The sequence below is a fragment of the Pseudomonas sp. 02C 26 genome, assembly GCF_002843585.1.
GTDB lineage: Bacteria > Pseudomonadota > Gammaproteobacteria > Pseudomonadales > Pseudomonadaceae > Aquipseudomonas > Aquipseudomonas shirazensis.
Genome location: NZ_CP025262.1, coordinates 110,188 through 131,277, shown reverse-complemented (window position 1 = coordinate 131,277; position 21,090 = coordinate 110,188). Strand labels below are relative to the sequence as shown.

Below are 21,090 nucleotides of genomic sequence, written 5' to 3'. Positions count from 1 at the left end.
ATGCCCAGCCACACTGCCCAATTCCGCCCGGCCACCGGCCTGACCAACCCTCACCTGCAAACCTTGTGGGGCCCGCTCTGGCGCAAATTGCCGGAGCTGGCCCGCAGTCGCGAGCGGCTCTGGCTGACCGATGGCGACTTCATCGACCTCGACTGGTATGGGCCGCATCAGCTCGACACGCCGTTAGTGGTGGTCCTGCATGGCCTCACCGGCTCGTCCAGCTCGCCCTACGTCAAGGGTTTGCAGCATGCCTTGCAGGCGCTCGGCTGGGCCAGTGTTGCGGTCAACTGGCGTGGCTGTTCGGGTGAGCCTAATCTGCTTGCGCGCAGCTATCACTCCGGCGCCAGCGAAGACCTTGCCGAAATCATCCAGCACCTGCGTGCGCAGCGGCCGCTGGCGCCGTTGTATGCGGTCGGTTACTCACTGGGCGGCAACGTGCTACTCAAGTACCTGGGTGAAAGCGGCGCCGCCAGTCAGTTGCAGGCAGCGGTCGCGGTATCGGTGCCGTTTCGCCTGGATCAATGCGCCGACCGCATCGGGTTGGGTTTTTCGAAAATCTATCAAGCGCACTTCATGCGCGAGATGCTGGCCTACGTGCAACACAAGCAGCAGTACTTTCGCGCCACCGGCCAGCAGCAGGGGCTGGACCAGATCGAGCAGTTAGGCGCGCTGGGCAAAATGCGCACGTTCTGGGATTTCGACGGCAAGGTCACCGCGCCGCTGCACGGCTTTGCCGATGCGCACGATTACTATCGGCGAGCATCCAGCCGCTATTACCTGGGCGAGAACCGCACACCGACCCTGATCATTCACGCCAGCGACGACCCGTTCGTGTTCACCCATAGCCTGCCGACGCCTGAAGAGCTGCCGGCGCAGACCGAATTCGAACTGCATGCCCGCGGCGGGCATGTAGGCTTTGTCGAAGGCAGCCTGCGCAAGCCGGGGTATTACCTTGAGCGGCGCATTCCGCAGTGGCTGGCCGAGCGCGGTTAAGCGCTCACGGCCTCAGTCGCCAGTGGCCACGCCGCGCTGCGGGTCGTTGATCCACTCACTCCAGGAACCTGCATACAAGCGGCCCAACGGATAGCCGGCCAGCGCCAGGGCAAACAGGTTGTGACACGCCGTCACCCCCGAGCCGCAGTAGGCAACCAGCTGCTCTGGCGCGCGCCCGGCCAACTGCTCGGCAAAGCGCTGCTTGAGCTGTTCGACCGGCAGAAAACGGCCATCGGCGCCTAGGTTGTCGGTGAATGCCGCGCATCTGGCTCCGGGAATGTGCCCTGCCACCGGATCGATCGGCTCCACTTCGCCACGAAAACGCGGCAAGCCGCGGGCGTCGAGCAAGGTCAGCTCAGGTTTGTCCAGCTCGGCCAGCAATTCCTCGGCATCGATCAATAGCTGCGTATCGGCCTCACCGCTGAAGCCGCCCTCGCGCTTGGGTGGCGGATCCAGGCTCAGCGGCAGTTGCGCGGCATGCCAGGCCTTGAGCCCGCCATCGAGTATCGCCACACCGTCGCGCTTGCCCAGCCACACCAGCAGCCACCAGGCGCGTGCGGCGAAGGCGCCAGGGCCGTCGTCATACAGCACCACCTCGCTGTCGTTGTCCACTCCCCACTCGCGCAGCCGCTCAATCAGCCTTTGCGGGTCCGGCAACGGATGCCGGCCGGTCTGTCCCCTGACCACCTTGCCACTCAGGTCGCGCTCAAGATCGGCAAAGTGCGCGCCGGCGATATGCCCTTCGGCATAGCTGCGCTGGCCGTAATCGACGTCCTCCAGAGCAAAACGACAGTCCAGAATCACCAGCCGAGGCGAGTCCAGACGCTCGGCCAACTGCTGTGGGGTGATCAACTGCGCGAGGGGCATGGCAATCTCCTGATCGAATGGCAGCAAGGCGTCAGTGCGCCAGGGCCTGGTTGAGAGGTATGTGAAATTCATCGCACAAGGCGTCGACGGCAGCGCGCGCATCGGCCGTAACGAAGCCCAGCTCCAGCACCAGTACTTGATAGACGCCGCGCTTGAAAGCTTCTTCACCCAGATGCGCCGAATGTTCGCGGGTGGTGCTGAGAAAGCGCACCCACGAAGTCAGCACGATCCAGGCATTGATGGTCAGCGACTCGATCTGCGCCGGCGCCATGGCGAGGATGCCTGCATCGACAAAGCCGCGGTAGATCGCCTGGCCCTGCACCAGGCAGCGCTGGGAAAAGCGCCGATAGCGGGCCGCCAGCTCCAGATCGCTCTCAAGCAGGTGCTCCAGGTCGCGATGCAGAAAGCGGTAGTTCCACATCGCCGCGAGCAGTGCCTTGAGATAGAAGCGTTTGTCTTCGACGGTCGCCGCGCGGCCCTGGGGCGGGCGCAGAAAGCTGTCGACCAGCTCTTCGTACTGACTGAACAGCACGGCGATGATCGCCTGCTTGTTGGGGAAGTGGTAGTACAGGTTGCCGGGCGACATTTCCATGTGCGCTGCGATGTGGTTGGTGCTGACGCTGCGCTCGCCCTGCTGGTTGAACAGCTCCAGGCTGTTTTGCACGATGCGCTCACGGGTATTGATGCGTGGGGCCATGCTCAGCTCCAGGTTACGGGCAGTTCGATACCGCATCTTACGGTCAATCCAGCCACGGTTGCACGATTGCAGGCTGCTGACGGGTCGAAATCCTGATCGAATTAGAGTACAAGCTCTAGCACCTGTCCGGCCTCGCGGAGCCTGTGATGTCTTCAACCCTGAGCGCGCCTCCTGTGCATTCCGACCTCGACCTGCAAGCGACGTTCGCCCTGCAGCGACAGGCGTTCGCCGGCAACCCGTCGCCCCCTGCCGCGCAGCGCCGGCAATGGCTGAAAAGCCTGCGCGAAGCGCTGCTGGCAGACCAACAGCGCTTGATCGAGGCGATCGATGCCGACTTTGCCGGGCGTAGCGCCGACGAAACCCTGCTGGCCGAGCTGCTGCCCACGGTGCAAGGCCTGCGCGATGCCGAGCGCCAGCTGCAGCGCTGGATGCGGCCCTCGCGGCGCAAGGTCGGTCTGGCCTTTCAACCGGCCAGCGCGCGGGTGGAATACCAGCCTTTGGGTGTGGTCGGCATTATCGTGCCGTGGAACTACCCGTTGTTTCTGGCCATTGGCCCGTTGACCGGAGCGCTGGCGGCGGGCAACCGGGTCATGCTCAAACTCAGTGAGGCCACCCCGGCCAGCGGAATCGCCCTGCAAGCGCTGCTGGCGCGGGTGTTTCCCGAGGACTTGGTCAGCGTGGTGCTGGGGGAGGTCGAGGTCGGCCAGGCATTTGCCCGCCTGCCGTTCGACCACCTGTTGTTCACCGGTGCCACCAGCATCGGCCGGCGGGTGATGCTGGCGGCGGCCAACAACCTGACTCCGGTAACGCTGGAGCTGGGCGGCAAGTCGCCGGTCATCGTTTCGTCCGACGCGGCCCTGGCCGGTGCCGCCGAGCGCATCGCCTTTGGCAAACTGCTCAATGCCGGCCAGACCTGCGTCGCGCCCGACTATGTGCTGGTACCGCGTGATCGTGTCGGCGCGTTTGCCGACGCCTACCGACAGGCCGTGCGCCGCCTGTACCCGAGCATCGCCGGCAACCGCGACTACAGCGCGATCATCAACCCGCAGCAACTGCAGCGGCTCGTGCACTTGCTCGCGGATGCCAGCGAAAAAGGTGCTCAGGTGCTAGACCTGTATCCGCATGAAAGCCGCGAAGGTCGCCGCCTGCCGCCGCATCTGCTGCTGGATGTGAGCGATGACATGCAGATCATGCAGGACGAAATCTTCGGCCCACTGCTGCCGCTGGTGCCGTATGACAAGCTCGACGATGCGCTCGCCTACATCAATCAGCGGCCGCGGCCTTTGGCTTTGTATTACTTCGGCCAGGACCGCGCGCAGCAGCGGTTGGTACTGCAGCACAGCCACTCGGGCGGGGTGTGCATCAACGACACCCTGCTGCATGTTGCCCAGGATGACCTGCCCTTTGGCGGCGTCGGGCCTTCGGGCATGGGTCGCTATCACGGTCACGACGGCTTCCTGACCTTCAGCAACGCCAGGGCAGTACTGAGCAAGCAGCGGCTCAACCTGGCCCGGCTGATCTATCCGCCGTACGGCAAAGCACTGCAACGACTGGTCTACAAGCTGTTCATTCGCTGACTCGCGCGCGCATGACAAGCCCTGCCCGGACTGTCTATAGTGCCTTGGTCAGGCCGTGCGACTTGGCCGGGCGCAGTCGCTGCGCTACCATCCGACTCCCCAACGCACTCCAGCCAGGATGACGCGATGAACCGAGTGTTGTACCCGGGTACTTTCGACCCGATTACCAAGGGCCATGGCGACCTGGTCGAGCGCGCTTCGCGTCTGTTCGATCATGTGATCATCGCCGTGGCGGCCAGCCCCAAGAAAAACCCACTGTTCCCGCTGGAACAACGGGTCGCTCTGGCGCGTGAAGTCACCAGCCACTTGCCCAATGTCGAGGTCATCGGCTTCTCCAGCCTGCTGGCGCATTTCGCCAAGGAGCAGAACGCCAATGTGTTCCTGCGCGGACTGCGTGCAGTGTCGGACTTCGAGTACGAGTTCCAGCTGGCGAACATGAACCGGCAACTGGCGCCCGACGTTGAAAGCCTGTTCCTGACGCCTTCGGAACGTTACTCGTTCATCTCCTCGACCCTGGTCAGGGAGATCGCCGCGCTGGGCGGAGACATCACCAAGTTCGTTCATCCAGCAGTGGCCGAGGCCCTCACCGAACGCTTCAAGAAGTGATCTGCAGCGCCTGAACGTCGCGCCCGCGTGCACTGCGGGCGCGATTGCGGCACAATTGCGGCCATTAGGTCTGAAACATGCCCGGGCCCAGAGCCCCGGCCGGAGCCCCCATGTCCCTGATCATCACCGACGATTGCATCAACTGCGACGTCTGCGAACCCGAGTGCCCGAACGCTGCCATCTCCCAAGGTGAAGAGATCTACGTGATCGATCCGAACCTGTGCACCCAGTGCGTTGGCCATTATGACGAGCCGCAGTGCCAGCAGGTCTGCCCGGTCGACTGCATCCCGCTGGATGAAGCGCACCCGGAAACCACCGACGAGCTGATGGCCAAATATCAGCGGATCACCGGCAAAGCCTAGTGATCAGCCTGCGCGGTTTGCGCCGGGCGGCGCTTGGTGCGGTTGTCACACTGCTGGCGACGGCCGCCCAGGCCCAGGTGCCTGGCCGCGCTGCGATTGCTAGCCCACACGCCGACGCGACCGCTGCCGCCCGCTTGATTCTCGAACAGGGCGGCAATGCCTTCGATGCCGCGATTGCCGTCAGCGCTGCGCTGGCCGTGGTCGAGCCTTACGGCTCCGGGCTGGGCGGTGGTGGCTTCTTCCTGCTGCGTGAAGCCGGCGAGACGCCACCCTACCGTTTTCTCGATGCCCGCGAGCGTGCGCCCGGCGCAGCAACCGCTGACATGTACCTGAAAGATGGCAAGCTCAGCCCGAGCCTGTCGATCAACGGTCCATTGGCCGCTGCCATCCCTGGCCTGCCGCAAGCCCTGGCTGATCTGGCCAACGCCCACGGCAAACTGCCGCTCAAGGACAGCCTGGCGCCGGCCATTCGCCTTGCCAATGAAGGTTTTGCCGTTGATCGGGTCTATCGCGACCGGGCGCAGATGCGTCTTGCAGCGTTGCGTGAGGATGCGCAGAGCGCGCGGCTGTTCCTGCGTGACAATCAGGTGCCGGCACTGGGCACACTGATCCGCCAGCCCGAACTGGCAGCTACCCTGCAACAGCTTGCCGCGCACGGCCGCGACGGTTTCTATCGCGGCCAGATGGCGCAGCGGCTGGTGGCGGGTGTACGCCAGGCGGGCGGTATCTGGAGCCTCGACGACCTGGCCAGCTATCGCAGCGTCTGGCGCGAGCCTTTGCGCTTCAAGCTGGCCGACCAGCGCGAGCTGATCAGCAGCCCACCGCCCTCGGCCGGCGGTGTTGCTCTGGCGCAAAGCCTGGCGATGCTCCAACGCCTGCCGTGGCAGAGCGCCGAGCCGGTCCAGCGCAGCCACTATGTACTCGAAGTATTGCGCCGTGCCTACCGCGACCGCGGCCTGCTGGGTGATCCCGATTACGTCAGCAACCCAATCAACAAGCTCCTGGCACGCAGTTACCTGACCGGTCTGGCCGACGGTATCGACGTCTATCAAGCCACCCCAAGCAGTGCCCTGCCGCCCGCGCCGGCCTGGCGCGAAGGCGATCACACCACGCATTTTGCAGTGATCGATGCCGAGGGCAATGCCCTCGCCGCGACGCTTTCGGTCAACCTGCCGTTTGGTGCGGCGTTCACCGTAGCCGGCACCGGCGTCGTGCTGAACAACGAAATGGACGACTTTGCCGCCGACCCAGGTGGCAGCAACAGCTACGGCCTGGCCGGCAGCCAGGCCAACGCCGTGGCGGCGGGCAAGCGGCCGCTGTCGAGCATGAGCCCAAGCTTTATCGAGAGCCCGACCCAGTTCGCCAGCTTTGGCACGCCGGGCGGCAGCCGCATTCCGAGCATGGTGCTGCTGTCGATGATGGGCTTTCTACAGGGCCAACCGGTGCAGGATTGGCCGGCAACTGCGCGCTATCACCATCAATACCTGCCGGATGTAGTCGAGCACGAGCCGGGGGCGTTCAGTGCTGCCGAGCAAGCCCAGCTGGAAGCGCGCGGCTATCGCCTCAAGGATCTTGGTCGCAGCTATGGCAACCAGCAGGTGCTGTACTGGAACAAGCAGGCTGGCAGCGTTGAAGCTGCCAGCGACCCGCGCGGGGTTGGCCAGGCACTGGTGCTGCCCTGAGCGGCGTCAGCGCTGGCAGCGCGGGCAATACACACTGGCCCGCTGGCCCAGCTTGAGTTCGCGCAGGTCAGTGCCACATACCTTGCAGGGCATGCCGCCGCGACCATAGACAAACAGCTCCTGCTGGAAATAGCCCGGCTGGCCATCGCCGCCAACAAAGTCGCGCAAGGTGGTGCCGCCACGCTCGATGGCCGCTGCCAACACCCGTTTGATCTCCAGCGCCAGCTTCAGATAACGCCCACGGGAAATACCGCCCGCCTCGCGGCGCGGATCGATGCCAGCGGCGAACAGCGCTTCGGTGGCGTAGATGTTGCCCACCCCGACCACGATCGCGTTGTCCATGATGAACGGCTTGACCGCCATCACCCGCCCACGTGACAGCTTGAACAGGCGGTCGCCGTCAAACAGCTCGGTCAGTGGCTCCGGGCCCAGCCGCAGCAGCAGTTCATGCTTGAGCGGATCAAGCGACCAGAGCATCGCACCAAAGCGGCGCGGGTCGGTGTAGCGCAGCGCCAGCCCGGACTCGAGTTCGATATCGACGTGTTCATGGCGGGACGCCGGCAAACCCAGTTCGACCAGCCTGAGATTGCCCGACATGCCCAGATGGCTGATCAGCGTGCCGACCTCGGCGTTGATCAACAGGTATTTGGCCCGCCGCTCGACGCTGACGATACGCTGCCCGGACAACCGCACATCGAGGTCATCCGGGATCGGCCAGCGCAGCCGCCGCTCGCGCACTACCACGCGACTGACGCGCTGGCCCTCAAGATACGGCGCAATGCCCCGGCGGGTGGTTTCGACTTCTGGCAATTCAGGCATCGGTCAGCGCCCGCCCAATTCGCGAATGGTCTGTTTGAGGTTCTCGAAGTCGTAGTCGGACAGGCCGATGTAATCGAGCACCAGCGCGCTGATCGCGTTCCACTCATGATCGACCGACTGATTGCCCAGCACCTGATACGACGAGCAGATGTGCTCGGCCATCTTCAGCACTGCCAAGAGGTTCTTCAGCTGGTTCTGGGTATTGCGCGAGGTTTCGTCGCGGAACACCGCCAGCGCGTTGTGGTGGTTGGCGATGGCCGCGCTGATGTGCTCGGGCAGGCGCCAGGACTTGGCGGTGAAGTAACCCACCACCGAGTGATTGGTGTTGAACGCGCGATTCTCGGTATCGACCACGCGGGTCTGCTCATCGGCTTTCGCGTAGCTCTCTTCGAGCACTTCCATATAGTTGGGGAAGCGCTTGAGCATCAACGGCACGCCGCAATCGTGGAACAGGCCCAGCGTGTAGGCTTCGTCCGCTGCCTGAATGCCGACCCGCTTGGCCAGGGTCAGGCAGGTCATCGCAACGTCCTGGGCGGTGTCCCAGAAGCGGTTGAGGGTAACGATGGTCTCATCGCTCATCTCGCCCTTGATCGACTGCGCGTTGATCAGGTTGATGATCGAGCGGCTGCCGAGCAGGTTGACCGCACGCTGGATCGAGCCAATCTTGTTGCTCAGGCCAAAATGCGGCGAATTGACCAGTTTGAGCAAGGCCCCCGACAGCCCCGGATCCTGCGCGATCAGCTTGGCGATGGTTTCCAGATCGGGGTCGGGCATGTACTGCTCGAACTGCAGGTCGACCATGATCTGCGGCTGCGGCGGAATGGTGATGCCCTGCAAGGCGTGCTGGATCTGTTCGGCGGTGAGTTCCTGGGACATACGTACATACTCGATAAGGTCAGCCGATTCTAACCCCGGCGCCCCCCAACGCACCAACCACTGCATCATTGCAGCACGACCCAAGATTGCTACCCCAGGTGTCAGCCACCCTTGCAGCTCCCGCAGCGCTTCGTCATCCACCGCACCGACGGGCCTGGCAACAGGCTATAATCCCGCTCTTTTTTCCGGAGCGACGTCATGTCCCTGCCCAGCCTACGCCTCAAAGCCAATGCCGATCGCCGCCTGCGCGCCGGCCATCTGTGGGTCTACAGCAACGAAATCGATGTTGCCGCGACGCCACTGCAAGGCCTGCAAGCCGGCCAGCAGGCTGTGCTCGAGGCCGCCAGCGGCAAACCGCTGGGCATCGTCGCGCTGAGCCCGAACAACCTGATCTGCGCGCGCCTGTTGTCGCGTGACATCAAGCTGCAGCTGGACAAATCGCTGCTGGTGCACAGACTCAACGTAGCCCTGTCGCTGCGTGAGCGCCTGTTCGACAAGCCGTGCTACCGCCTGGTCTACGGCGATTCCGACCTGTTGCCAGGGCTGGTCGTCGACCGTTTCTTCGACATCCTCGTAGTGCAACTGGCCTCGGCGACCATGGAGCAGCACAAGGACGACGTGATCGCCGCCCTGGTGCAGGTGCTCAAGCCGAGCGGCATCCTGTTCAAGAACGACTCCGCCGCGCGCGATGCCGAAGGCCTGCAGCGTTATGTCGAAACCGTTTACGGTGAAGTGCCGGACTGGGTCGCCCTGGAAGAGAACGGCGTCAAGTTCGAAGCCCCGGTGCGTGAAGGGCAGAAGACCGGCTGGTTCTACGACCACCGCATGAACCGTGCCCGCCTGGCGCCGTATGCCAAAGGCAAGCGCGTACTCGACCTGTTCAGCTACATCGGTGGCTGGGGCGTGCAGGCCGGCGTGTTCGGCGCCAGCGAAGTGTTCTGCGTGGATGCCTCAAGCTTTGCTCTGGACGGTGTCGAGCGCAACGCAGCACTCAATGGCATCGGCGACAAGCTGACCTGCATCGAAGGTGACGTGTTCGAAGCACTGCGCGAGCTGAAGGCCGCTGAAGAGCGCTTCGACGTGATCATCGCCGACCCACCCGCCTTCATCAAACGCAAGAAAGACCTGAAAAACGGCGAAGGCGCCTACCGTCGCCTGAACGAGCAAGCCATGCGCCTGCTCAACAAGGACGGCATTCTGGTCAGCGCTTCGTGCTCGATGCACTTGCCCGAAGACGACCTCAACAACATCCTGCTGACCAGCGCCCGGCACCTCGACCGCAACCTGCAGTTGCTCGAGCGCGGCGGTCAGGGCCCTGATCACCCGGTGCACCCGGCGATCCCTGAAACCCGCTACATCAAGAGCATCACCTGCCGCTTGCTGCCCAACAGCTAAGCCGCTGGCCTGAGCGCGATGACAGCGACGCCTGGTCGCTGTCATCGCTGCTGCTCAGATATCCAGCACCTGCGAAGCAATGCCGAAGTAGATCAACACCCCCACTGCATCAGCCACCGACGTCACCAACGGCCCACTCGCCGTGGCTGGATCAAGGTTGATCCGGCTGAGCAGAAACGGCAGGCTCATGCCGATCAGGCTGCCAATCAAGACGATCACCAGCATGCTGCTGGCGACGATAAAGGCAATATCCGCACCGCCGCGCAACATCCCCAGCGAAGCTACCGCCACTGCCATGGTCGCACCCAGCGCCAGGGCCACGCCGCACTCGCGGCCAAGCATCCGCAGCCAGTCCGCCATGACCACTTCGCCCGTCGCCAGGCCTCGTACCATCAGGGTTGCCGACTGCGCACCGGCATTGCCCCCGCTGTCGACCAGCAATGGCAGGAAGAACACCAGGGCGATATGCGCAGCGATGGTTTCCTCGAACGCGGCGATGCCCGCGCCCGAGAACAGGTTGCCGAACACCAGCAACACCAGCCACAGCACGCGCTTGCGGTACAGCAGCCCCAGCGTGGCATCGCGCAGGTTGCCGACGTGATTGGCAATCAGTGCGCCTTTGTGGAAGTCCTCGGTAGCCTCTTCCACCACCACATCCAGCGCCTCGTCGCAGGTCACCAGCCCGACCAGCCGGCCAACATCGTCGAGTACCGGCACTGCCAGCAAGTCATGCAGGCGGATCAGCCGCGCCACTTCTTCCTGCAGGGTATGCACGGTGACGCAGATGATATCGCGGACCATGACCTGCTCGATGGCAGTATCGGGCGCTGCCAGGATCAGCTCGCGCAGCGACATGGTGCCGAGCAGGTTGCGCTGCTCATCGAGCACATAGGACTGGTAGATGGTTTCGGCATCAGCCGCCTCGCGGCGCAGCATGTCGATCGCCTGACTGGCGCTCAAGCCACTCTCCAGGCTTGAGTACTGGCTGATCATCAGCGCACCGGCGGTGCCGGCAGGATGGCGCTGCGACTGCAACAGATGGTCACGTCGAGCCTGGGCGTCGCGGCGCTGCTTGGCTTGCGCGTCTACATAATCGGGGGAGTAGTGCATGTGTTGTCTCCAGGCGCCGACGCGGGCGCCTGCAGCCCTCACCCTCTCAGGTGCAAGCCTTCGGCAGCCCTGGCGCCAGCGCGCTCAGTGCCAGAATGCAGGTTCGTGATGAACTGAAAACTGGGAAGGTCCATTGAGGGTGTGTCTCGTCGAGCCGCACATGCGGCGCGGCGATAATAGGCAGCTGGCGAGGGCACGTCAGCCAGCAATTGCCCGTTCGAGCGCATTTAGGAAGGTTCCTACGACAGTTCGGCCAATGCCTAGCCAATATCCACCCGGCACATCGGCCTCCCTTCACGGCCGCAGCGGTGTAGAATCGGCCTATTCATCGCCAGTCATCCCCGGCGGGTTTATGAGCTCTGGTCGAGCTTGCGGCGATCCCGTAGTGTTTTCGACCTCATCCGTGCCAGTGGCAACCGGCCTGCGGTGCAAAGGACAAGAGAAGCTCACTTCCCTTTTTTCTGACCTGATTCAGCCGCCAGGAGTGCTTCATGCCTGATTATCGTTCCAAGACTTCCACCCACGGCCGCAACATGGCCGGTGCCCGTGCCCTGTGGCGCGCAACCGGGATGAAGGACGAAGACTTCAAGAAACCGATCATCGCCATCGCCAACTCGTTCACCCAGTTCGTCCCGGGGCATGTGCACCTCAAGGATCTGGGCCAACTGGTCGCCCGCGAGATTGAGCGCGTCGGTGGCGTGGCCAAAGAGTTCAACACCATTGCGGTCGACGATGGCATCGCCATGGGCCACGACGGCATGCTCTATTCGCTGCCCAGCCGCGAGATCATCGCCGACTCGGTCGAGTACATGGTCAACGCCCACTGCGCCGACGCCATCGTGTGCATCTCCAACTGCGACAAGATCACCCCTGGCATGCTCATGGCTGCACTGCGCCTGAACATCCCGGTGATCTTCGTCTCCGGCGGGCCGATGGAAGCCGGCAAGACCAAACTCGCCAGCCACGGCCTGGACCTGGTCGACGCCATGGTCATCGCCGCCGACTCTACCGCCAGCGATGAAAAAGTCGCCGAGTACGAGCGCAGCGCCTGCCCGACCTGTGGCTCGTGCTCCGGCATGTTCACCGCCAACTCGATGAACTGCCTGACCGAAGCACTCGGCCTGGCCCTGCCTGGCAACGGTTCGACCCTGGCCACCCACTCCGACCGTGAGCAGCTGTTCCTCACTGCCGGCCGTACCATCGTCGAGCTGTGCAAACGCTACTACGGCGACAACGACGCCTCGGTGCTGCCGCGCAACATCGCCAACTTCAAGGCGTTCGAAAACGCCATGATGCTCGACATCGCCATGGGCGGCTCGACCAACACCATCCTGCACCTGCTCGCTGCAGCCCAGGAAGGTGAGGTCCAGTTCGACCTGCGTGATATCGACCGGCTGTCGCGCAAGGTGCCGCAGCTGTGCAAGGTTGCGCCGAACATTCAGAAGTACCACATGGAAGACGTCCACCGCGCCGGCGGCATCTTCAGCATCCTCGGCTCGCTGGCCCGTGGCGGCCTGCTGCACACCGACCTGCCGACCGTGCACAGCCCGAGCATGGAAGAAGCCATCGCCAAATGGGATATCACCCAGACCGACGATGAAGCTGTGCACACCTTCTTCAAGGCCGGCCCTGGTGGCATCCCGACGCAGACCGCGTTCAGCCAATCGACCCGTTGGGAAACCCTCGACGACGACCGTGAAAACGGCTGCATCCGCAGCTTCGAGCACGCCTATTCGCAAGAAGGCGGCCTCGCCGTGCTGTACGGCAACATCGCCCTTGATGGCTGCGTGGTGAAAACTGCCGGTGTTGACGAATCGATCCACGTGTTCGAAGGCAACGCGAAGATCTTCGAGAGCCAGGACAGCGCCGTACGCGGCATTCTGGCCGATGAAGTGCAGGCCGGCGATATCGTGATCATCCGTTACGAAGGCCCGAAAGGCGGCCCGGGCATGCAAGAGATGCTCTACCCGACCTCGTACCTGAAGTCCAAAGGCCTGGGCAAGGCCTGCGCACTGCTCACCGACGGCCGCTTCTCCGGCGGTACCTCGGGTCTGTCGATCGGCCACGCTTCGCCTGAAGCCGCTGCCGGTGGCGCGATTGGCCTGGTGCGCGATGGCGACAAGGTGTTGATCGACATCCCCAACCGCTCGATCAACCTGTTGGTCAGCGATGAGGAGCTGGCCACCCGCCGCGCCGAGCAGGACAAGAAGGGCTGGAAGCCGGTGGAAGTGCGTCCGCGCAAAGTCACCACGGCGCTGAAGGCTTACGCGCTGCTAGCAACCAGCGCCGACAAAGGCGCTGTGCGCGACAAGACGTTGCTCGACGGGCTGTAAGACTTTTCGGCAAAAACAGACCGGCGCCTGGTGCGCCGGTTTTTTTTCGCCTGTAGCCAGCCTGCCCGCTCAGACAGCGCTCATCAGGTGAAACGGTTTGTTTATTGCGACGTCGAAGCCGTTGTTATTCCATACCGACCTAAGCACATTCCATTCAGATATAAATTCGTTTGTTTTCAAGCTGTTAGCATTTGAGTTCGCAATCGCGCCCAGACGCGACGCCCCCTTTTTCGATCCCGGAGCTGTAATGAACCTGCCGTTGTCACTTAATCTGCTGGCGTTTCTGGCCCTGCTGCTGGGCCTGGCGCAAACCCGCCGCACCGATTGGAGCCTGGCCAAGAAGGTCCTGCTCGGGTTGGTCATGGGCGTAGGGTTCGGCCTGGCCTTGCACACTGTCTACGGCGCAGGGCATCCGGTGCTCAAGGCCACCATCGGTTGGCTCGATCTGGTCGGTAACGGCTATGTCGGGCTGTTGCAGATGATCGTCATGCCGCTGATCTTTGCCTCAATCCTCAGCGCAGTAGCGCGCCTGCACAATGCTTCGGCGCTGGGCCGGATCAGTGTGCTGAGCATCGGCACATTGCTGCTGACCACTGCCATCGCTGCCTTGATTGGCGTATTGCTGACCAACCTGTTCGGCCTCAGCGCCGAGGGCCTGGTCGCGGGCATCCCCGAAGCGGCGCGGCTGCAGGCGATCCAGAGCGACTATGCCGGCAAGGTCGCCGATCTGAATATCCCGCAGCTGCTGCTGTCATTCGTGCCGAGCAACCCGGTTGCCGATCTGGCCAAGGCCAAGCCGACCTCGATCATCAGCGTGGTGATCTTCGCCGTGTTCGTTGGCCTGGCGGCACTGCAACTGATCAAGGATGACCGCGAAAAAGGTGAACGCGCGCTGTCGGCCATCGACACCCTGCAAGCCTGGGTCATGCGCCTGGTGCGCCTGGTGATGAAGCTGACCCCGTACGGCGTGCTAGCGTTGATGACCAAGGTGGTCGCCAGCTCGAACATCGAAGACATCCTCAAGCTGGGCAGCTTCGTGCTGGTGTCGTACCTCGGCCTGGGCCTGATGTTCGTGGTACATGGCCTGATCCTGGCCGCCACCGGAGTCAGCCCGCTGCGCTTCCTGCGCAAGGTCTGGCCGGTGCTGACTTTCGCCTTCACCAGCCGCTCCAGTGCGGCGAGCATTCCGCTCAATATCGAAGCGCAGACCCGGCGCCTGGGCGTGCCGCAATCGATCGCCAGCTTCAGCGCATCGTTTGGCGCAACCATCGGCCAGAACGGCTGTGCCGGCCTCTATCCGGCCATGCTGGCGGTGATGGTGGCGCCGGCGGTGGGTATCGATACCTTCGATCCGCTGTGGATTGCCACTTTGATCGCCATCGTCACCTTGAGCTCGGCGGGTGTCGCAGGTGTGGGTGGCGGCGCGACCTTCGCCGCGTTGATCGTGCTGCCGGCGATGGGCCTGCCGGTCGAGCTGGTGGCGCTGTTGATCTCGGTCGAGCCGCTGATCGACATGGGCCGCACCGCGTTGAACGTGAATGGCTCGATGACCGCAGGCGTGGTCACCAGCCAGTTGCTCAAGAGTACCGACAAGGCCGTGCTGGACGATGACCAGCACGCCGAGCTGAGCCACACCTGAAACGCACAAGGGCCGCATCGCGGCCCTTGTCTATCAACGCTTGTTCCATACCTCGAAGTGGTAGCCAGGCTTGCCGTCTTCCGCCTGGGCTTCACTCGAATCCAGTGTCCACTGCTGCGCGTCGAACTCCGGGAACCACGCATCGCCCTGCGGCGACAGTTCGACCCGGGTCAGGTACATGCGGCTGACCAGCCCCTGCTCCAGCGCCAGCGCGTACAACTGCGCGCCGCCAATCAGCATCAGCTCATCGACGCCCTGCTCGTGCGCCCATTGCTCGGCACGTGCCAGCGCCTGCTCCAGCGAGGGGAACACCTCGGCGCCTTCCAGCTGCAAGCCAGGCTGGCGGCTGACGACGATGTTCAGCCGCCCTGGCAGCGGCCGGCCCAGCGAATCCCAGGTCTTGCGGCCCATGATGATCGGCTTGCCGAGGGTGGTTGCCTTGAAGTATTTGAAGTCCCCCGGCAGGTGCCAGGGCATGGAGTTGTCGATGCCGATCACGCGGTTGCTGGCGCAGGCCGCGATCAGGCTGAGGGGGAGAGATGTCTTCATGCCGACGAGGATAGCAAACCGCGGCTGGGTTAAGCTTGTGCCCTGACCTGTGCATTGGAAGACCTTGTGACTGCACCCACTCCACTCGACAAGCGCTGGCTCACCGAAGCGGTCCGCCTGCGCGAGGAACACGCCGGCCCTCTGGAAGATCAGGAAGCCAACCGCCGCGCCCGCCAGCAGGGCGGCGACCTTGCTGCGCGGATCGAAACCCGCGCCCTGTGGCTGGCCGAACGCGATGGCCTGGCCGAGGCGTTGCGCCACTGGAAACAAGGCGCACGGCTGGCCCTGCTGGCAATGATGATTCTGGCGGTAGTCAGCGGCGCCGGCCTCGGACTGGCCGCGCTTGGCGATGGTCAACGCCCGGTCAATGTGTTCTGGGCCCTTGGCAGCCTGCTCGGGCTCAACCTGCTGATGCTGATCGGCTGGGCAGGCGGCCTGCTGTTCGCCGGCGAGCAAGGGGCAACCCTCGGCCGGCTGTGGCTGTGGCTGAGCGAGCGCTTCGCCCGCGACGCCAAGGCCGCGCACCTGGCGCCGGCGCTGGTGGTGCTGCTGCAACGTAAGCGCCTCAACCGCTGGTTGCTCGGTGCCCTGGTGCATGGCCTGTGGCTGTTGGCGATGATTGCCGCCGTAGTCATGCTGTTGGCATTGCTGGCAACCCGCCGTTACGGCTTTGTCTGGGAAACTACCCTGCTCGCCGCCGAGCCGTTCATTACCCTGACCCACACCCTTGGCGCCCTGCCCTCGCTGCTCGGCTTTGCCGTGCCGGACGAAGCGATGATCCGCGCCAGCGGCGCGACCCTGCCGGCGCTGGATGTAGCGCGCCAGGCCTGGGCCAGCTGGTTGCTTGGGGTGGTACTGGTGTATGGCCTGCTGCCGCGCCTGCTGCTGGCGCTGCTGTGCCTGTGGCGCTGGCGCCAGGGCCGTAACCGCCTGCAACTGGACGTGAGCCTGCCCGGCTATGCGCACTTGCGCGAAGCGCTGATGCCCAGCAGCGAACGGCTGGGCGTGCAGGACGCAGCACCGCAATTACTGCCGGAGTTTCACGCCGGGCACCTGGACGCCAGCGCCAGCGGTGCAGTGCTGGTGGGCCTGGAACTGGATGATCAACGCCCCTGGCCGCCAGCGTTGCCGGCTGGAGTGAGCGACGCCGGCCTGCTCGACAGCCGCGAGTCGCGCAACAAGCTGCTTGAGCAACTCAGCCGCTTCCCGCCGGCCCGCCTGGCCATCGCCTGCGACCCACGCCGCTCTCCAGACCGTGGCAGCCTGGCGCTGCTCGCCGAACTGGCGCGCAACGCAGGCGCAACGCGGATCTGGCTGCTGCCGGCGCTTACCGGGCAGACCTTGGACAGCGCGCGCCTGAGCGACTGGCACGAAGCCCTCGACCGCCTCGGCCTGCCCTATGCCGACAGTGCCCCTTTGAACTGGTTGGAGCAAGGCCATGACTGAGCCGCTGAAACTGGCCGTGGTCGGCCACACCAATGTCGGCAAGACCTCGCTGCTGCGCACGCTGACCCGTGACGTCGGTTTCGGCGAAGTCTCGCATCGCCCCAGCACCACCCGCCACGTCGAAGGTGCGCGGCTGTCGGTGGATGGCGAGCCGTTGCTGGACCTGTTCGACACGCCAGGGTTGGAAGATGCCATCGCCCTGCTCGACTATCTCGAACGCCTGGAACGGCCCGGCGAACGGCTGGATGGCCCAGCCCGGCTCGAGCGCTTTCTGCAAGGCAGCGAAGCCCGTCAGCGTTTCGAACAGGAAGCCAAGGTGCTGCGCCAGTTGCTCGCCAGCAATGCCGGGCTGTACGTGATCGATGCCCGTGAGCCGGTATTGGCCAAATACCGTGATGAACTGGAAGTGCTGGCCAGCTGCGGGCGGCCGCTGCTGCCGGTGCTCAACTTTGTCGCCAGCAGCGAGCACCGCGAGCCGGAATGGCGCGAAGCCCTGGCACGGTTGGGCCTGCATGCACTGGTGCGGTTTGATAGCGTGGCCCCGCCGGAAGACGGCGAGCGCCGCCTGTATGAAAGCCTCGCGCTGTTGCTGGAAGAGTCACGTCCCGCCCTGCAACGGCTGATCGAGGATCAGCAGGCGCAGCGTCTGGCCCGCCAGCACAGCGCCAAGCGCCTGATCGCCGAACTGTTGCTCGATTGTGCCGCCTGCCGGCGTAGCGTCGAGGCCCAAGCGGCGGCCGAAGCGCAGGCGATCGAAGCCCTGCGCCAAGCAGTGCGCCAGCGCGAGCAACGCTGTGTCGAGGGGTTGCTCAAGCTGTATGCGTTCCGCCGCGAAGACGCCAGCGCAGGCGACTTGCCGTTGCTGGATGGGCGCTGGGGCGATGATCTGTTCAACCCGGAAACCTTGAAACTGCTTGGTGTGCGCCTGGGCAGCGGCGTTGCTGCCGGTGCAGCCGCGGGCGCCGGCGTTGATTTGCTGGTGGGCGGGCTGACCCTGGGCGCCGCTGCGCTGGCCGGGGCAATCGCTGGCGGCGCACTGCAAACCGCACGCAGCTACGGCTCGCGCTTGCTCGGCAAGCTCAAGGGCCAGCGGGAATTGACGGTGGATGACGCTGTGCTGCGGCTGCTGGCGTTGCGTCAGCAGCAGCTTCTCAAGGCCCTGGACAGCCGCGGCCATGCGGCGCAGCAGAGCATTCAGCTGCAGGCGGGGGAAGACAAGGCCTGGCGCGAGGGCAAGCTGCCCGAAGCCCTGCACAAGGCCCGGGCACACCCGCAGTGGTCGTCGCTCAACCCTGGCGCGCGGCTCAACCAGGCCGAGCGCCAGGAGCAACTGGAGCAGTTGCTCGAGCAGCTTTGAGTTACTGCTGGGCGACCTTCTCTGACTTGCCGTCGTAGCGCTTGCGCCACTCGGCAAGGATCTTGTCGCGGTTCTGCGAGGCCCAGCCAAAGTCGTTTTTGATCAGGCGCTGCTCATAGTCTGCCGGCAACTCGGTCTGCGGCTTGGCCATGCCGGGGGCAGCGAGCACGGCGAAGTTCTCCTTATACAGGTCCATCGCCGCAGGGCTGGCCGAGAAGTCTGCCAGGCGCTTGGCGGCAGCGGCCTTGGGCGTGCCCTTGATCACCGCTGTGGCTTCAATCTCCCAGCCCAGGCCCTCCTTGGGCAGGATGATGTCCAGCGGCGCACCCTGGCGTTTGAGCTGCACGGCCGGGTACTCGAAGGAAATGCCGATCGGGAATTCACCCGACGCGGCCAGCTTGCACGGCTTGGAGCCGGAGTGAACGTACTGGCCGATGTTCTGGTGCAGGCCGTCCATGTACGCCCAGCCCTGCGGCTCGCCAAAGGTCTGCAGCCAGGCGCTGACGTCGAGGAAACCAGTGCCCGATGAGGCCGGGTTGGGCATGACGATCTTGCCCTTGTACTCAGGCTTGGTCAGGTCCTGCCAACTGACGGGCTTGCTCAGGCCCTGCTTTTCGGCCTCGACGGTGTTGAAGCAAATGGTCGCGGCCCATACATCCATGCCCACCCAGGCCGGCGGATTGGCCGCGTCGCGGTAGTTCTTCGAGATCGTCGCCAGGTCCTTCGGCGCATAGGCTTCGAGCATTTTCTGCTGGTCGAGAATGGCCAGGCTGGACGCCGCCAGGCCCCACACTGCATCAGCCTGCGGGCGGTCTTTCTCGGCCAGCAGCTTGGCGGTAATGATCCCGGTGGAGTCGCGCACCCACTTGATCTCGATGTCCGGGTTGGCCTTTTCGAAGGCCTGTTTGTAGGTCTTCAGCTGCTCGGCTTCGAGCGCGGTGTAGACCGTCAGCTGAGTCTCTGCGGCAGACACCTGCAGGCTGAAAATGGCGCTGACGGCAGCAGCAAGGGCAACTGGCTTGAACATGGTGCGGTTCCTTTCAAGGTGGGCAGGCAGTCAATGGCCGGGCGCGGATTGGCGCCAGGCCTGGGAGCGGCGCAGCAGGCCGCGCGAGGCGGCGGCCAGCAGCAACGAAGCGGTAGCACTGGTGAGCAGGATCAGCGTCGACATCGCCGCAGCGCCGCCAACATTGCCGGCGTCGTCCATGTTCAACACCGCCACGGCGGCGAGGATGGTGTCGGGGCTGTAGAGGAAGATCGCCGCCGACACCGTGGTCATCGCCGAGACGAACAGGTAGCGGATGATGTCGAGCAAGGCCGGCAGGCAAATCGGCAGGCTGACCCGCAGAAAATGCCGGTACAGCGGCGCCTTGAGCGACAGCGCCGCGGCTTCGAATTCGCCGTCGAGCTGGCGCAGGGCGGTGGTTGCGGTCATCTGTGCGGTAGTTAGATAGTGCGCAATGGTGCACACCACCAACAGGGTCATGCTGCCGTAGAACACGTGCAGCGGGTTGCTGGCGAGGTTGAAGAAGAAGACGTAACCCAGGCCCAACACCAGCCCCGGCACCGCCATCGGAATGAAACTGAGCAGTCGCAGCGACTGGTTGAGCAGCCGTTGGCCCTGGGTTTTTTCCATCAGGTAGGCGCCGACGAAGATCACCAGACTGCCGATCAAGGCCGTGCACAGCGCCATGCTCACGCTGTTGCGATAGGCCAGCCAGCCACCGCCGGCGGTGTCTTCAAACAGGTAGTGCTTGACCGACAGCGACAAGTTGTAAGGCCAGAAGGTGACCAGCGACGAATACACCGCCATGCCCACCACCGCCAGCAGCACGCTGCACACCAGCACCACCACCGCGAGAAACACAGCATCGCGGCGGCGCGACGGCTTGGGCTCGAACACCTGCGCCCGGCCACTCATGGCCTGGCCCTGGCGCCGGCGGAGCCAGGCATCGACAGCAAAACTGAACAGCGCCGGCAGCAGCAGGACCATGCCGATCAGTGCACCTCGGCCAAACTGCTGCTGCCCTACCACGGCTTTGTAGGCTTCCAGCGCCAGCACCTGATAGTCACCGCCCACCACCACTGGCACACCGAAGTCGGTGATGGTCAGGGTGAACACCAGGCAGAATGCGGCAAACACGGCCTGGCGGGTCGCCGGCCAAGTCACGCTGAAGAATGCCCGCACTGGTCCCGCGCCCATGCTCGAAGCCGCTTCGAACAGCCGCGCATCGGCCAGCGACAGCGCGGACAGCAGAATCATCAAGGCATGCGGGAAGGTATAGATGGCCTCACCGACAACGATGCCCCAGAAGCCGTAGATGTTGTCGTCGAGCAGGCTGCGCAGCAGGCCCTGGTTGCCGAACAGATAGACCAGCGCAATCGCCGGCAACATCGACGGGGCCAACAACGGCAGCAGGGAAATCCCCCGCCACAGTGGCTTGGCCGGGATCAAGGTGCGCTGCAGGGCGTAGGCAAACAGATACGCCAGCGGTATGACGATAGCGGCCACGGTGAAGGCAACTGCCAGGCTGTTACCGAGCAGCCAGCGGAAGTTGGCGCTGGTAAACAGCTCGCGTGCTGCCAGCAAGCCGCCGCCCTGGCCGGCGTCGCCGCTGAAGCCGCGCCAGAAGATCGCCAGCAGCGGCAGCAGCACTGCCACGATCAGCAGCACCAGCAGCAGGCTTTTGCCGCCGAGCACAAAGATCCGGTCGGCCAGCGCAACGCCATTGCCTCGGTCCGCCGTGGCCAGGTTCAAGGGCATGGAGATTGGCCCGGCCAT

Annotated in this window: 18 protein-coding genes; 10 read left to right on the top strand and 8 right to left on the bottom strand. The window is 64.2% G+C overall.

The features are described 5' to 3' along the window. Positions 1-993 carry a hydrolase gene (locus CXQ80_RS00610; RefSeq protein WP_101315439.1) on the top strand — a complete coding sequence of 331 codons (993 nt, stop codon included), beginning with the start codon at positions 1-3 and terminating at the stop codon, positions 991-993. 12 nt (positions 994-1,005) lie between these two features. Here the strand turns inward: CXQ80_RS00610 and CXQ80_RS00605 are convergent, their stop codons facing one another. Both CXQ80_RS00605 and CXQ80_RS00600 read right to left on the bottom strand, forming a co-directional pair. Next, positions 1,006-1,860 (bottom strand): sulfurtransferase, encoded by an 855-nt coding sequence (locus CXQ80_RS00605; RefSeq protein ID WP_101315437.1) that lies wholly within the window; start codon positions 1,858-1,860, stop codon positions 1,006-1,008. A 31-nt stretch (positions 1,861-1,891) separates the two neighbouring features. Beyond that, entirely contained in the window at positions 1,892-2,557 is a 666-nt protein-coding gene (locus CXQ80_RS00600; RefSeq protein WP_101315435.1) for a TetR/AcrR family transcriptional regulator, read from the bottom strand. A gap of 146 nt (positions 2,558-2,703) precedes the next feature. Between CXQ80_RS00600 and CXQ80_RS00595 the strand changes: the two genes are divergently transcribed. From CXQ80_RS00595 to ggt, 4 genes are all read left to right on the top strand, one after another. Beyond that, positions 2,704-4,134 carry a coniferyl aldehyde dehydrogenase gene (locus CXQ80_RS00595; protein ID WP_101315433.1) on the top strand — a complete coding sequence of 477 codons (1,431 nt, stop codon included), beginning with the start codon at positions 2,704-2,706 and terminating at the stop codon, positions 4,132-4,134. A gap of 126 nt (positions 4,135-4,260) precedes the next feature. After that, positions 4,261-4,740 carry a pantetheine-phosphate adenylyltransferase gene (coaD, locus tag CXQ80_RS00590; protein ID WP_101315431.1) on the top strand — a complete coding sequence of 160 codons (480 nt, stop codon included), beginning with the start codon at positions 4,261-4,263 and terminating at the stop codon, positions 4,738-4,740. Between the two features lie 110 nt (positions 4,741-4,850). Further along, positions 4,851-5,102 (top strand): YfhL family 4Fe-4S dicluster ferredoxin, encoded by a 252-nt coding sequence (locus tag CXQ80_RS00585; protein WP_101315429.1) that lies wholly within the window; start codon positions 4,851-4,853, stop codon positions 5,100-5,102. Beyond that, on the top strand, positions 5,102-6,784 hold the full coding sequence (ggt, locus tag CXQ80_RS00580) for a gamma-glutamyltransferase (RefSeq protein ID WP_371918893.1): 1,683 nt from the start codon (positions 5,102-5,104) through the stop codon (positions 6,782-6,784). Before CXQ80_RS00585 ends, ggt begins: the two co-directional genes overlap by 1 nt. Positions 6,785-6,790: 6 nt before the next feature. On the opposite strand, the gene mutM is transcribed toward ggt, so the two are convergent. Together mutM and CXQ80_RS00570 are read right to left on the bottom strand one after the other, a co-directional pair. Further along, positions 6,791-7,603, bottom strand: a complete 813-nt coding sequence (gene mutM / locus CXQ80_RS00575) for a bifunctional DNA-formamidopyrimidine glycosylase/DNA-(apurinic or apyrimidinic site) lyase (protein WP_101315427.1) — start codon at positions 7,601-7,603, stop codon at positions 6,791-6,793. Between the two features lie 3 nt (positions 7,604-7,606). Beyond that, positions 7,607-8,425, bottom strand: a complete 819-nt coding sequence (locus tag CXQ80_RS00570) for an HDOD domain-containing protein (protein WP_178080808.1) — start codon at positions 8,423-8,425, stop codon at positions 7,607-7,609. A 252-nt stretch (positions 8,426-8,677) separates the two neighbouring features. On the opposite strand from CXQ80_RS00570, the gene CXQ80_RS00565 reads away from it, so the two are divergent. Next, the gene (locus CXQ80_RS00565) at positions 8,678-9,874 is read left to right on the top strand and encodes a class I SAM-dependent rRNA methyltransferase (protein ID WP_101315421.1); all 1,197 of its coding nucleotides are present in this window, start codon (positions 8,678-8,680) and stop codon (positions 9,872-9,874) included. Between the two features lie 54 nt (positions 9,875-9,928). Here CXQ80_RS00565 and mgtE read toward each other — a convergent pair whose 3' ends face one another. Further along, on the bottom strand, positions 9,929-10,984 hold the full coding sequence (mgtE, locus tag CXQ80_RS00560; protein ID WP_101315419.1) for a magnesium transporter: 1,056 nt from the start codon (positions 10,982-10,984) through the stop codon (positions 9,929-9,931). 491 nt (positions 10,985-11,475) lie between these two features. On the opposite strand from mgtE, the gene ilvD reads away from it, so the two are divergent. Then, the gene (gene ilvD / locus CXQ80_RS00555; RefSeq protein WP_101315417.1) at positions 11,476-13,317 is read left to right on the top strand and encodes a dihydroxy-acid dehydratase; all 1,842 of its coding nucleotides are present in this window, start codon (positions 11,476-11,478) and stop codon (positions 13,315-13,317) included. Positions 13,318-13,564: 247 nt separating this feature from the next. Next, the gene (locus CXQ80_RS00550; protein ID WP_101315415.1) at positions 13,565-14,956 is read left to right on the top strand and encodes an L-cystine transporter; all 1,392 of its coding nucleotides are present in this window, start codon (positions 13,565-13,567) and stop codon (positions 14,954-14,956) included. 33 nt (positions 14,957-14,989) lie between these two features. On the opposite strand, the gene CXQ80_RS00545 is transcribed toward CXQ80_RS00550, so the two are convergent. Next, positions 14,990-15,505 carry a dihydrofolate reductase gene (locus tag CXQ80_RS00545; protein ID WP_101315414.1) on the bottom strand — a complete coding sequence of 172 codons (516 nt, stop codon included), beginning with the start codon at positions 15,503-15,505 and terminating at the stop codon, positions 14,990-14,992. A 54-nt stretch (positions 15,506-15,559) separates the two neighbouring features. Between CXQ80_RS00545 and CXQ80_RS00540 the strand changes: the two genes are divergently transcribed. Next, on the top strand, positions 15,560-16,951 hold the full coding sequence (locus tag CXQ80_RS00540) for a DUF2868 domain-containing protein (RefSeq protein ID WP_178080738.1): 1,392 nt from the start codon (positions 15,560-15,562) through the stop codon (positions 16,949-16,951). Further along, positions 16,944-18,308, top strand: coding sequence for a GTPase/DUF3482 domain-containing protein (locus tag CXQ80_RS00535; RefSeq protein WP_101315410.1), 1,365 nt, complete (start codon positions 16,944-16,946; stop codon positions 18,306-18,308). Before CXQ80_RS00540 ends, CXQ80_RS00535 begins: the two co-directional genes overlap by 8 nt. Position 18,309: 1 nt before the next feature. On the opposite strand, the gene CXQ80_RS00530 is transcribed toward CXQ80_RS00535, so the two are convergent. After that, complete coding sequence (locus CXQ80_RS00530; protein WP_101315408.1) at positions 18,310-19,335, bottom strand: putative 2-aminoethylphosphonate ABC transporter substrate-binding protein; 1,026 nt, start codon at positions 19,333-19,335, stop codon at positions 18,310-18,312. A gap of 30 nt (positions 19,336-19,365) precedes the next feature. Next, entirely contained in the window at positions 19,366-21,090 is a 1,725-nt protein-coding gene (locus tag CXQ80_RS00525; RefSeq protein ID WP_101315406.1) for a putative 2-aminoethylphosphonate ABC transporter permease subunit, read from the bottom strand.

Coding starts and splice junctions, on each gene's coding strand:
- CXQ80_RS00610 (WP_101315439.1), top strand. CDS start 1: ATGCCCAGCCACACTGCCCAATTCCGCCCGGCCACCGGCCTGACCAAC.
- CXQ80_RS00605 (WP_101315437.1), bottom strand. CDS start 1,860: ATGCCCCTCGCGCAGTTGATCACCCCACAGCAGTTGGCCGAGCGTCTG.
- CXQ80_RS00600 (WP_101315435.1), bottom strand. CDS start 2,557: ATGGCCCCACGCATCAATACCCGTGAGCGCATCGTGCAAAACAGCCTG.
- CXQ80_RS00595 (WP_101315433.1), top strand. CDS start 2,704: ATGTCTTCAACCCTGAGCGCGCCTCCTGTGCATTCCGACCTCGACCTG.
- coaD (WP_101315431.1), top strand. CDS start 4,261: ATGAACCGAGTGTTGTACCCGGGTACTTTCGACCCGATTACCAAGGGC.
- CXQ80_RS00585 (WP_101315429.1), top strand. CDS start 4,851: ATGTCCCTGATCATCACCGACGATTGCATCAACTGCGACGTCTGCGAA.
- mutM (WP_101315427.1), bottom strand. CDS start 7,603: ATGCCTGAATTGCCAGAAGTCGAAACCACCCGCCGGGGCATTGCGCCG.
- CXQ80_RS00565 (WP_101315421.1), top strand. CDS start 8,678: ATGTCCCTGCCCAGCCTACGCCTCAAAGCCAATGCCGATCGCCGCCTG.
- mgtE (WP_101315419.1), bottom strand. CDS start 10,984: ATGCACTACTCCCCCGATTATGTAGACGCGCAAGCCAAGCAGCGCCGC.
- ilvD (WP_101315417.1), top strand. CDS start 11,476: ATGCCTGATTATCGTTCCAAGACTTCCACCCACGGCCGCAACATGGCC.
- CXQ80_RS00550 (WP_101315415.1), top strand. CDS start 13,565: ATGAACCTGCCGTTGTCACTTAATCTGCTGGCGTTTCTGGCCCTGCTG.
- CXQ80_RS00545 (WP_101315414.1), bottom strand. CDS start 15,505: ATGAAGACATCTCTCCCCCTCAGCCTGATCGCGGCCTGCGCCAGCAAC.
- CXQ80_RS00535 (WP_101315410.1), top strand. CDS start 16,944: ATGACTGAGCCGCTGAAACTGGCCGTGGTCGGCCACACCAATGTCGGC.
- CXQ80_RS00530 (WP_101315408.1), bottom strand. CDS start 19,335: ATGTTCAAGCCAGTTGCCCTTGCTGCTGCCGTCAGCGCCATTTTCAGC.
- CXQ80_RS00525 (WP_101315406.1), bottom strand. CDS start 21,090: ATGGCCGGGCCAATCTCCATGCCCTTGAACCTGGCCACGGCGGACCGA.